The organism is Lysobacter alkalisoli, assembly GCF_006547045.1.
Classification (GTDB): Bacteria; Pseudomonadota; Gammaproteobacteria; order Xanthomonadales; family Xanthomonadaceae; genus Marilutibacter; species Marilutibacter alkalisoli.
This window is the reverse complement of the sequence record NZ_CP041242.1, coordinates 655,383-667,643: the sequence shown is the minus strand read 5'-3', so window position 1 is coordinate 667,643 and position 12,261 is coordinate 655,383. Positions and strand designations below refer to the sequence as shown.

General features: G+C 67.4%; 6 protein-coding genes and 1 pseudogene. 2 read left to right on the top strand and 5 right to left on the bottom strand.

From position 1 onward, the window contains the following. Positions 1 to 45: 45 nt before the first annotated feature. The gene (locus tag FKV23_RS02880) at positions 46 to 1,563 is read left to right on the top strand and encodes a tryptophan halogenase family protein (protein WP_141625005.1); all 1,518 of its coding nucleotides are present in this window, start codon (positions 46 to 48) and stop codon (positions 1,561 to 1,563) included. 5 nt (positions 1,564 to 1,568) lie between these two features. After that, positions 1,569 to 4,220 (top strand): beta-mannosidase, encoded by a 2,652-nt coding sequence (locus FKV23_RS02875; RefSeq protein ID WP_141625004.1) that lies wholly within the window; start codon positions 1,569 to 1,571, stop codon positions 4,218 to 4,220. 80 nt (positions 4,221 to 4,300) lie between these two features. On the opposite strand, the gene FKV23_RS02870 is transcribed toward FKV23_RS02875, so the two are convergent. The 5 genes and pseudogenes from FKV23_RS02870 to FKV23_RS02850 all read right to left on the bottom strand — a co-directional run bounded on the left by FKV23_RS02870 (position 4,301) and on the right by FKV23_RS02850 (position 12,105). Then, positions 4,301 to 5,032, bottom strand: a complete 732-nt coding sequence (locus FKV23_RS02870) for a copper homeostasis protein CutC (RefSeq protein ID WP_141622501.1) — start codon at positions 5,030 to 5,032, stop codon at positions 4,301 to 4,303. Further along, complete coding sequence (locus FKV23_RS02865) at positions 5,029 to 6,051, bottom strand: N(4)-(beta-N-acetylglucosaminyl)-L-asparaginase (protein ID WP_141622500.1); 1,023 nt, start codon at positions 6,049 to 6,051, stop codon at positions 5,029 to 5,031. The genes FKV23_RS02870 and FKV23_RS02865 overlap by 4 nt, the downstream gene beginning before the upstream one ends. Before the next feature lie 671 nt (positions 6,052 to 6,722). Further along, positions 6,723 to 8,840, bottom strand: coding sequence for an ATP-dependent DNA helicase RecG (gene recG, locus FKV23_RS02860; protein WP_141622499.1), 2,118 nt, complete (start codon positions 8,838 to 8,840; stop codon positions 6,723 to 6,725). Positions 8,841 to 9,066: 226 nt separating this feature from the next. Then, positions 9,067 to 9,449 (bottom strand): annotated as a pseudogene (locus tag FKV23_RS02855) (RidA family protein). Positions 9,450 to 9,957: 508 nt separating this feature from the next. Beyond that, entirely contained in the window at positions 9,958 to 12,105 is a 2,148-nt protein-coding gene (locus tag FKV23_RS02850) for a RelA/SpoT family protein (RefSeq protein ID WP_244244079.1), read from the bottom strand. Positions 12,106 to 12,261: the final 156 nt, after the last annotated feature.

Genomic DNA, 12,261 nt, shown 5'->3' with positions numbered 1-12,261 from the left:
ACTTTCTCGCATCAATCCGCATTTTCCTGAGGATCCGCCGTGACGATCAGCGACAACCGGATCAGGAACGTCGTTGTCGTCGGCGGCGGCAGCGCCGGCTGGATGGCGGCGGCGACGCTGGCCACCTACCTCGGCAAGGGCGCCTCCATCCGCCTGGTCGAATCCGAGGAAATCGGCATCGTCGGCGTGGGCGAGGCCAGCGTCCCGCACATGAAGACCTTCAACAGCGAGATGCTGGGCATCAAGGAGGTCGATTTCGTCACCCATACCCAGGGCACGTTCAAGCTGGGTATCGAGTTCAGGAACTGGGGCCGCATCGGCGACAGCTACATCCACGGCTTCGGCAAGATCGGCCAGGGCATCGGGCCGTTGCCGTTCCACCAGTTCTGGCTGAAGCTGTTCCTCGCCGGACGCGCGGCCGACATCGGCGCCTATTCGCTGCAGACCGTGGCGGCGCCGCAGGGCAAGTTCATGGTCAGCCCGGGCAACGCGCCCGCGGGCTCGCCGCTGTCCGACATCGCCTACGCCTATCACTTCGATGCCGGCCTGTACGCGCGCTTCCTGCGCAATCTTTCGGAAAAGCGCGGCGTGAAGCGCACAGAAGGCAAGATCGTCGACGTGATCCAGCGTGCCGAGGACGGCTTCATCGAAGCAGTCCTGATGGAAGGCGGCGAGCGCATCGAGGGCGAGCTGTTCATCGACTGCTCGGGCTTCCGCGGCCTGCTGATCGAGCAGGCGCTCAAGACCGGCTACGTCGACTGGAGCCAGTGGCTGCCCTGCGACCGGGCGATGGCCGTGCCGTGCGAGAACGTCGGCCCGCCGACGCCGTACACGCGTTCGACCGCGCTGAAGGCCGGCTGGCAGTGGCGCATCCCGCTGCAGCACCGCACGGGCAACGGCTATGTCTATTCGAGCCAGCACATCAGTGACGACGAGGCCGCCGCGGCCCTGCTCACCAACCTCGACGGCAAGGCGCTCGCCGACCCGCGCGCGCTGCGCTTCACCACCGGCATGCGCCGGAAGTTCTGGAACAGAAACGTGATTGCGCTGGGCCTGGCCAGCGGCTTCCTGGAACCGCTGGAATCGACCAGCATCTACCTGGTCCAGTCCGGCCTCGGCCGTTTGCTCAGTCTGTTCCCCGGCCGCGATTTCGATCCGCTGCTGGCCGAGCGCTTCAACCGCGAGTCCACGTTCGAATACGAACGCACCCGCGACTTCCTGATCCTGCACTACAACGCGACCGAGCGCGACGACACCCCGTTCTGGGACTACTGCCGCACGATGCCGATCCCGGACACCCTGCGCGAGGCCATCGACCTGTTCCGCAGCGACGGCCGCTACTTCCGCAACGGCGAGGACTTCTTCGCACTGCCGAGCTGGGTGCAGGTGATGCTCGGCCAGCGCATCGTGCCTCGCGGCTACCATCCGATCGTCGACGAGATGCCCGAGGACGATCTGGTCGCGCACGTCGAGCACATGCGCCAGGTAATCGCGAACTGTGTCACCGCGATGCCGCTGCACCAGGACTTCATCGACCAGTACTGCAAGGCGCCGAAGACATGACCGACATGCCCAACGCTTCCCGCCGCGCGCGGCTGATTCCATGCCTGATCGCCGGACTTTCCCTTGCGATATCGAGCGCGGTGGCCATCGCCAGCCCGCCCGCCGAACTCAGCCTGCACGAGGGCTGGCAGTTCCGCCTGGTTCCCGGCGACGAGCAGGCCGAGGGACGCGCACAAGCCACCGAATGGCGCGCGGCCACCGTGCCGGGCACGGTCCATACCGACCTGCTCGCGCACGGGCTTATTCCCGACCCCTACGTCGGCGCACCCGAAGCCGGCCTGCAATGGATCGGGCTGGCCGACTGGGAGTACCGGACCGAATTCGATGTCCCCGCCGACGTGCTCGATGATGCGCGCAGCGATTTGGTGTTCGAAGGCCTCGACACCTTCGCCGAGGTTCATCTCAACGGCGAGAAGATCCTCGACGCCAACAACTTCTTCCGCACCTGGCGCGTGCCGGTGCAGGGCAAGCTGCATGAGACCGGCAACGAACTGCGCGTGGTACTGCATTCACCGATCAACCGGATGCTGCCGCAGGTGCAGGCGATGCCGCACAAGATCGCCGGCAACTACCCCTCGCCGTATGGCGACGAGCCGCGCGATGCGATGACCGCCAACTTCGTTCGCAAGCCCGGTTACCACTATGGCTGGGATTGGGGCCCCCGCTACGTCACCGCCGGAGTGTGGAAGCCGGTGAAGCTGCAGAGCTGGAACGCGGTGCGGATCGACGACCTGCACATCCGCCAGGACACGATCACCGCCGAGCGCGCCGAACTGGTCGTGCACGTCGGCCTCGATGCCGCTCGCGCCGGCACCTACGAATTACGCTTGTGGCAGACCACGCCCGACGGCAAGCGCAAGCGCGTCGCCCGGCAGCGCATCGAAGTCACCGAAGGCAGCAACACCATCACCGTGCCGTTGCAGGTCGACGAGCCTCGGCGCTGGTTCCCGGTCGGCTACGGCGCGCAGCCGCTGTACCGCTTCGAGGCGGAAGTGCTGGATGGCCGCAGGACGGTTGCCAGTGCCAGCAGGCGCACCGGCCTGCGCAGCGTTGAGTTGCGGCTCGATCCCGACGAGACCGGCCGGAGCTTTTATTTCGAGATCAATGGCATCCCGGTGTTCGCCAAGGGCGCCAACTTCATCCCGTTCGACATGTTCGAACCACGCGTGAGCGAGGCGCAACTGCGCCGCGTGCTGCAGTCCGCGGTCGACGCCAACATGAACATGGTCCGCGGCTGGGGCGGCGGTTATTACCCGAGCGATACCTTCTTCGACATCGCCGATGAGCTGGGCCTGCTGATATGGCAGGACTTCATGTTCGGCGGCGGCATGCAGCCGGCCTACGACCCCGAATTCCGCGCAAACGTGGTCGCCGAGGCCCGCGACCAGGTGCGACGCATCCGCAACCACCCCAGCGTGGTGCTGTGGTGCGGCAACAACGAAGAAGAGATCGCCTGGAAGAACTGGGGCCATGGCAAGACCCTGAAGGAAGCCGACCCCGTGTTCGCCGGGAAGGTCTGGGACGGCTACGTCCAGTTGTTCGGCCACGACCTGCGCCAGGTCGTCGCGGAAGAGGCCGGCGGCATCGCCTACTGGTCCAGCTCGCCCAGCGACGACCTCGCCGAAGTCGCCGACATCCCGACTGGCGGCAACATGCATTACTGGCAGATCTGGGGCAATCAGGCGCTTCCACCGGTGGCCTACCTCGACATCACCCCGCGCTTCATGGCCGAGTACGGCCTGCAGGGCTGGCCCGTCCAGCGCACCATCGATGCATTCGCCAGGCGCGAGGAACAGGGCATCGATACGCCGGTGATCGAGGCGCACCAGAAGTTCATGGCCGGCAAGGGCAACGAGCGCCTGCTGCATTACGTACGCATGGAATTCGGCGAGCCGAAGGACTTCGACGACTTCGTCTACCTGAGCCAGGTGACGCAAGCCGAGGGCATCGAACTGGCCGCGTTGCACCACCGCCGCAGCCGGCCGTACACGATGGGCACGCTGTACTGGCAGCTCAACGACGTATGGCCGGGCGCATCGTGGTCGAGCATGGATTGGTTCGGGCGCTGGAAGGCGCTGCACTTCCACGCCCGCCGCTTCTTCGCCCCGGTCGCCGTCTCCGCATTGCGCAAGGACGCAGAGACCCGCGTGCACCTGCTGTCCGATCGCACCCATGAATCGCAGGGCGAGCTGCGCATGCGGGTGATCGGGCTGGATGGCAACGTGCTTCGGGACGAACGGCAGTCGGTCACGCTGCCGCCGCTGTCATCGACACTGGTTGCGCACTACGCCGATACCGAGCTGCTGGGTGGTGCGGACCCGGCCACGACCGCGGTGGTGTTCGATCTCGAGGTCGAAGGCGAGCCACCGTCGCGCCGCGTGGTCTGGTTCAGCGCCGCGAAGGAAATCGACTGGAGCACTCCCGATCTTCAGACCGAGTTGAACCTGGACGGTGACGGCTACGTGCTCACGCTGCGCAGCAAATCGATCGCACGTGCGGTGTGGATCGACTTCGGCGACCTCGATGTCGAGCTGGCCGACAATGCGCTGACTTTGCTGCCGGGTGAAGCCATGACCGTCAGGATGACGTCTGCTGCAAGTCTGGACGCGCTTCATAGCGCACTGAGCGTGCGTTCGCTGGCCGACGCGGTGCGGTGATTTGTAGGAGCGCCCTTGGGCGCGATGACGATCGGCAAGCCCGTCGAGGCCAAGACCGCTGCTACAGTTTCTGGGCCGGATCAATCATCGTGCAAGGCGGCCCGCAGCGCCGCGACCCTGTCGCGGTCGCTCTGCCGCCAGTCCGGTTCCAGTCCGGGTAAGCCGGTAGTACGGTGGCGCATCGCCGAGCACCGCATCGCCCCGGCCGAGGCATGGAACTCATCGGCATTGCTGCGCTCCCGCAGCAACCCGAGGTTGTCGGGAGTGACGCCGGCGCCGGCCATTACCTTGATCCGCCCCGCCGCCTGCCGGACCAGCGTGGCGATGGTCGCGGCGCCGGCCAGCGCGTTCGCCTGCCCACCCGAGGTCAGCACCCGTTCGCAACCGAGCTGGATCGCCGCTTCCAGGGCGCGCGACCGGTCGCGCGCAGTGTCGAGCGCGCGATGGAAGGTGATCCCGAGCGGGCCGGCCGCTTCGACCAGTGCGTGGCAGGTGTCCTTGTCGACCTCGCCGTCGGCATCCATCGCGCCGATCACCACGCCGTCGCAGCCCAACCGTACGCAGGTTTCGATGTCGCGCAGCATCACCTCACGCTCGAAGTCGTCGTAGAGAAAATCACCGCCGCGCGGGCGGATCAGCACGTACAGCGGGATGCTCAACTTGTCGCGCGCGACCGCGATGGTGCCGAAGGACGGCGTGCAACCGCCTTCGCCGAGGTTCTCGCACAACTCGACGCGATCGGCACCACCGTCCTGCGCGGCCAGCGCCGAGGCCAGCGAGTTCGCCGCGATCTCCAGCAACGGCGCGCTCATGCCGGCGGCGGCGTGTAGACCGCACCGGCCTCGTGCAGGGTATCGTGCGGGCCGGCGCCGCCATCGTGAGCGGCGTAGACGAAGCCCTCGTGCAGGGCGAACGCGCCAACTTCACCGCTCTTGTTCATCGCCAGGAAGCAGACTTGCAACCGCTTGCTCGCCTCCGGCCGCTTGCGCACCACCCGTTCGATCGCCTCGCGACATGCCTCTTCCGGCGAACGGCCCTGGCGCATCAGTTCGACGACCAGGAAGCTGGCAGCGTTGCGGATCATCTCCTCGCCGACGCCCGAGGCGGTGGCGGCGCCAACCTCGTTGTCGACGTACAGGCCGGCGCCGACGATCGGACTGTCGCCGACCCGGCCATGCATCTTCCAGGCCATGCCGCTGGTGGTGCAGGCGCCGGCGAGTTTGCCGCCGGCGTCGATGGCAAGGATGCCGAGGGTGTCGTGGTTGCTCTTGTCGCCGGGGAGCTGGTCCTTGAACCGCTGCTCGCGTTCGACATTGATCCGCGGGTCGTATTTCGATGTCTTCAGCCACTCGCGCCAGGCCTGGCGTGCCTCATCGGTCAGCAGCGGCGTCTTCTCGAAGCCCTGTGCGAGCGCGAACTGCTGCGCCCCCTGTCCGACCAGCATCACGTGCGGGGTCTTCTCCATTACCGCACGCGCGACCGAGACCGGGTGCAGGATGTCCTCCAGCGCGGCAACTGCGCCGCAGCGGCCATCGCCGTCCATGATGCTGGCATCGAGGGTCAGCACGCCGTCGCGGTCGGGGTTGCCGCAGCGGCCGACGGTGGGGTTGCACAGGTCGGCCTCGGCCCAGCGCGCGCCGGCCTCCACGGCATCTAGTGCGTTGCCACCGGCGCCAAGCACCTTCCACGCCGCCGCATTGGCGCCGACGCCGAAGTCCCATGTCGAAACCACCCGTGCACCGCTGCTACCACTTCGCGCCAATGCAGCCTGCGGCAATGACAACACCCCAGCCCCCAGTGCGGCACCCTGCAGAAACCGTCGACGATCCATGCTTCCTCCCATGATCCGGTGGCCGGCGCTTGAGCCGGCCGATCCGGACGGGCTGCTTGCGCCATCAACGATGAGGGTGGCAGCGTATTTGTATCGATAGAAAATGACCAGCCACGAGGGCGGAACATCACACTTCCGGCGCAGCCACGGCTGGGGCAGGGTGGAAAAGCTCTTCGCCCAATAGAGGGGAAAGCATCAGGTCTGATGGATGCCCGGGGCGCCGGAGGCGAAGGCCCTTGGATGCGAATGTCCCCCGGCACCGGCCAGGGCCGGCGCCTCCTCCTTGATTTCGCACCCAAGGGCCTTCGCCCCCGGCGTTCGGACATGACCGGTGGTTCCAGAAGCGCACTCCCGGGGGGATCTGCTTTGCGTTCCTGCGTGGCCGCGCGATCCGACGTGGCCTGCCGGCCTTGACGGCGAAATCAAGGAGGAGGCCGCCGCCGCAGGTGGCGGCCGGGGGACATTCGCCGTCAAGGCCGGCAGGTCGCGTCGGGACAGCCAGGTAGCGGCGACAACCGACGATAGAACGCAAGCGGCAGCGTCCACGCCTTCGCTGAAGGCACGCTCCTCCTGACTTGAGAGAAGAACCGCAAAACAGGCCGGCGGCCTGTCGTGCATCGATTACGGGCTCAGTGCCATGGCCTGTCGGCGACACGGCCGGGGCGCGGATCTCACGCCGCCGCGTAGCGCGCCGCGCCGCCGACCCAGCGCGCGACGATGCGTGCGGCCAGTTCCGGCGAAGTTTCCATCAGCCGCTCGCCGATCTCATGCACGCGCGGCAACAGATCCGCATCGCGGATCAGGTCGGCGACGCGGAACGCGGCCAGCCCGGTCTGGCGGGTGCCGAGCAGTTCGCCCGGGCCGCGCAGTTCCAGATCCTTCTCGGCGATGACGAAGCCGTCCTGGGTCTGGCGCATCGTTTCCAGCCGCTGCCTGGCCAGTTTCGACAGCGGCGGCTGGTACAGCAGCACGCAGTTGGAGGCCGCTCGACCCCGCCCGACCCGGCCACGCAGCTGATGCAGCTGGGCGAGGCCGAGACGCTCGGCATTCTCGATGATCATCAACGAGGCATTGGGCACGTCGACGCCGACCTCGATCACGGTGGTCGCGACCAGCAGATCGGTTTCGCCGTCCTTGAACGCGCGCATCGCGGCCTGCTTTTCCGTCGCCTTCATCCGACCGTGGACGAGACCCACGCGCAGCCCTTCGAGCTGCGCAGACAACTCCTCGTACGTCGTCTGCGCGGCCTGGGCAACGACTTCATCGCTGTCATCGATCAGAGTGCAGACCCAGTACGCCTGCCGGCCCTCGGCGCAGGCCGAACGAATGCGTTCGACCAGCTCGGGCCGGCGCCCGGCGCTGAGTGCGACCGTCTGCACCGGCGTGCGGCCCGGCGGCAGTTCATCGATCGCGGACACGTCGAGGTCGGCATAGGCCGCCATCGCCAGCGTGCGCGGAATCGGGGTCGCGGTCATCACCAACTGATGCGGGACAACAGCATGCTCGCCGATACTGCCGCCGGCCCCCTTGTCGCGCAGGGCGAGGCGCTGGTGGACGCCGAAGCGGTGCTGCTCGTCGACGATCGCCAGCGCCAGGTCGTGGAACCCGACCCCCTGCTGCATCAGAGCATGGGTGCCGACCACCACCTGCGCCTCACCGGAAGCGACTTCCTCCAGCACCCTGGTGCGCGCCTTGCCGGTGACCTTGCCGGCCAGCCAGGCCACACGCACGCCCAGCGGCTCCAACCAGCCCCGCAGGTTCGACAGGTGCTGCTCGGCCAGCAGCTCGGTCGGTGCCATCAACGCCGCCTGTTTGCCGGACTCGACCGCGAGCATCGCCGCCAGTGCCGCGACCACGGTCTTGCCGGAGCCGACATCGCCCTGCACCAGCCGCAGCATCGGCCGCGACAGGGCCAGGTCCCTGCGGATCTGCTCGAACACACGCCGCTGCGCGCCGGTCAGCTTGAATGGCAACGCCGCCTGCAGCCGTTTCGCAAGCGCGCCCTTCTTCAAGACCGGCGCCGCATGCGCCTGCTGCGCCAGCCGCTGTCGGCGCAGGCTCAGGTGGTGGGCGAGCAATTCCTCGATCGCCAGCCGCCGCTGCGCCGGGTGGGTGCCGGCCAGCAGGGCGTTGAGATCGGTGTCCGGTGGCGGCCGGTGCACGGTCAGCAGCGCCTCGCGCAGCGATGGCAGGTGCAATTGCCGGCGCAGTTCCGCCGGCAGCAGCTCCAGCGCCACCTCGTCCGGCAGGCGCTCGAGCGCGGCAGTGATCATCCGCCGCAGCGAAGCCGGGCCGATGCCCTCGATCGCCGGGTAGACCGGGTCGAGCCGCTCGCCGAGCGCCTCGTCGGCGTGCTCATCGAGGACACGATAGCTGGGATGCACGATCTCCAGTCCATGGTGGCCGGGGCGCGGAGTGCCGTAGCAGCGCACCCGCGCGCCGACGCGGAACTGGTTGACCTGCTGCGAGCGGAAATGGAAGAAGCGCAGGACGAGCGTCGCCTGCGAATCGTCGCCAATCGCGACCCGCAGCATCGGCCGGTAACGGAAACCGCGCTCGACCGCCTCGACCCGCCCCTCGACCTGCGCGGCCATGCCCGGCACCAGCGCGCCGATCGGGGTGATCGCAGTGCGGTCCTCATACTGCCGCGGCAGGTGCAACCACAGATCCTGCAGGCTCTCGATTCCGCGCGCCGCGAGTTTTTCCGCCACCTTCGCACCCACCCCGGGCAGGGCGGTCAACGGCGGCTGGTCGGGGGCGATGGCGGGACCATCATTGGGTGTCGGCATCGGCACAGGATGCCGTGAACAGCCGGATGGTGGAACCGGGAGATGGCAGTGCCGGGGGTCGGAAAACCTCCCGGTATCCGAAAGCGGACTGGCTATCCCGTGATCACCGGCCAACTGCCGGGAGGCTGCAGGCCACGCCGAAGGCCGATTCCGCGTCGCGGGGGTTCCGGAGGGTCTCGCAAAGCGATGGCTGCCTGCTTCCCCGTGTACGACAAAAAAGTGGGCCCTACTCCAGGACCAGGATCGCATCGACCTCGAACGCCGCGCCCTTGGGCAGGCCGGCGACTTCGATCGTGGAGCGCGCCGGATACGGCGCCTCGAAATACTCGCCCATCACTGCATTGACCGCGGCGAAATCGCGCAGGTCGGTCAGGTACAGCCCAGCCGCACCACCTGTGCCAGCGAGCCGCCGGCCGCCTCGCAGACCGCCTTGAGATTGTCGAACGAGCGCCGCGCCTGTGCGCCGATGTCGCCGTCGACGATTTCGCCACTGGCCGGGTCGAGCGGGATCTGGCCGGACAGGTAGACGGTGTTGCCGGCGCGCACGGCCTGCGAGTACGGGCCGATCGCGGCCGGGGCATTGTCGGTGTGGATGATGGTCCGGGGCATGGGTGGGCTATGTGTGCAGGGTGGCCATAGAGGGTAATCAAATCGATACCAGAGTAAATGGTTCTTCGCCTAATCGAGGGAAAAGCGCCGGGTCTGTTGGATGACCGGGGCGCTGGGGGCGAAGGCCCTCGGATGCGAATGTCCCCCGGCACCGGCCAAGGCCGGCGCCTCCTCCTTGATTTCGCACCCGAGGGCCTTCGCCCCAGGCGTTCGGACATCGCCGATGCCCGGCGCTTGCAAAAGGCGGAATTCCGCGGAGGATCGGCTTTGCGTTCCAGCTTAGCCGCGCGACCCGACGTGGCCTGCCGGCCTTGACGGCGAAATCAAGGAGGAGGCCGCCGCCACGGGCGGCGGCCGGGGGACATTCGCCGTCAAGGCCGGCAGGTCGCGTCGGGACAGCCAGGCAGCGGCGAGAATCGGCGGTCGATCGCACGCGGCAGCGTCCGCGCTTTCGCTACGCTCGGGATAACAGGTTGTTGTCATTCCCTGTTCCCCCTTTGCCAGACCCTCAGATCCGCTGCACCGCCAACACCACCTGCAACCTGCGCACACGCCGGATCACGTCGGCCAGGTGGCGACGGTCGGCAACCTCGATCGAGAACTTCATACCCGCGACATGGGTATCGCGTTCCAGATATTCGACCCGATCGATGTTCGACTCCGCATCGGCCACCGCGGCCGCGACCTGGGCCAGCGCACCGGGGCGGTTGTCGACCTCGATCCGCAACGCGGCGGCGAAATCACCGGACACCTTGCGATCCCACCCGATCGGCACCCAGCGGTCGGGCGACTTGCGGTACTCGGCCACGTTCGGGCAATCCATCCGGTGCACCACCACGCCCTTGCCGGCGGTGTGGTAGCCCATGATCTCGTCGCCGGGGATCGGCAGGCAGCAGTGGGCGAAGCTGATCACACCGCGTTCGGCACCGGTGATCAGTATCTTGTCGTCCGGCCGTGGTGCGCGCACCGCCTTGCGCCGCTCCAGGGCATCCGGGGTCTCACGGGCCAGCGCCTGTGCGACCTGGCTGGGCATGCGATTGCCGAGCGCGATCTCGGCCAGCAGCGCCTCCAGGCGCGGGAACCGGTGTTCGGCCAGGTACGTCTCGATGCGCGCCTGCGGCACCCTGTCGAGCGAGGTATCGAGACCTTCCAGCGCGCGGTCGAGCATGCGATGCCCCAGTTGCACCGCATCCTCGTGGCCAATCTGCTTGAGCTGCTGACGGATAGCGGTGCGTGCCTTGCCGGACACCACGAATTCCAGCCATTGCGGCTTGGGCGCCGACGACCTGGCAGTGATGATCTCGACCCGTTGTCCACTGGCCAGCCGGGTGCGCAGCGGCGACAGTTTGCCGTCCACGCGTGCAGCCACGGACTGGTTGCCGACATCGGTATGCACGGCGTAGGCGAAGTCGAGTGCGGTCGAATTGCGCGGCAACGACAGGATGTCGCCCTTGGGCGTGAACAGGTAGACCTCATCCGGGAACAGGTCGACCTTGACGTTCTCCAGGAACTCCAGCGACGAGCCGGCCGCGTGCTGGCTTTCGACCAGGCCGGCGATCCAGCTGTGGGCACGGCTCTGGGCACTGTTCGGCCCCTCGCCGCCGTCCTTGTAGGACCAGTGCGCGGCAATGCCCTTCTCGGCGATCAGGTCCATTTCCTCGGTACGGATCTGCACCTCGACCGGCGAGCCGTAGGGCCCGAACAACACCGTGTGCAACGATTGGTAGCCGTTGGCCTTGGGGATGGCGATGAAATCGCGGAAACGCGCGTCGAGCGGCTTGTAGGTGGCGTGTACCACGCCGAGTGCGTGGTAGCAGTCCGGCACCGTACGCGCCACGATGCGAAAGCCGAACACGTCCATCACCTGGGTGAAGCTTTTGTGTTCGGCTCGCATCTTGGTGTAGATGCTCCATGGCGACTTGACCCGGCTGATCAGCCGGTGTTGCAGCTTGTCCTTGGCCAGGCGCTGGGCCAGATTGGCCTCGATCTGCACCAGCGCCTCGCGACGGACCACCGGCTGGGTGCGGATGCGCTTCTCGATCACCGCATGGCGCCATGGGTGCAGCGCGCGGAAGCCGAGGTCCTGCAGCTCGGCCTTGATCAGGTTCATGCCCAGTCGCTGTGCGATCGGGGCATAGATCTCCAGCGTCTCGCGGGCGATGCGCTCCCGGGCGTCGGCGCCCTGTGCGCCGAGCGTACGCATGTTGTGCAGGCGATCGGCGAGCTTGATCAGGATGACGCGCAGATCACGCGACATCGCCAGCAGCATCTTGCGGAAGCTTTCGGCAGCGGCCTCGGCACGGTCGCGGAACTGCAGCTTGTCCAGCTTGGTGACGCCATCGACCAGTTCGGCCACGGTCTCGCCGAACTCGTCGGCCAGGCATTGCCGGGTCAGCGGCGTGTCCTCGATGGTGTCGTGCAGGATCGCCGCGATCAGGGTCTCGGCATCCATTCCCTGCTCGGCCAGCACCCGCGCCACTGCGACCGGATGGGTGATGTAAGGCTCGCCGGACTTGCGGGTCTGGCCGGCGTGGGCGGCGGCACCAACAGCCCAGGCGCGGCGCAGCCGCAGTCGCTGGGTCTCATCGAGGTAGCCGGCGGCCCGCTCCATTTCCTGCATGTAGTCCGGCAGGGCGTCGAAATCGGCCGCCGGCATGCCCGTACCTCCCCCGGCGGGCATGTGCTCCGTCGGAACCTGGCGACCGGGTGTGGCGGGATGGGCGGACATGGCAGGAATTTAACAGGTTCGGGCAGGCTGCCGGACCAGTCCGGCCTGGAAGCGGGGCGGACTTCCAAAAAACAAACGGCCCCG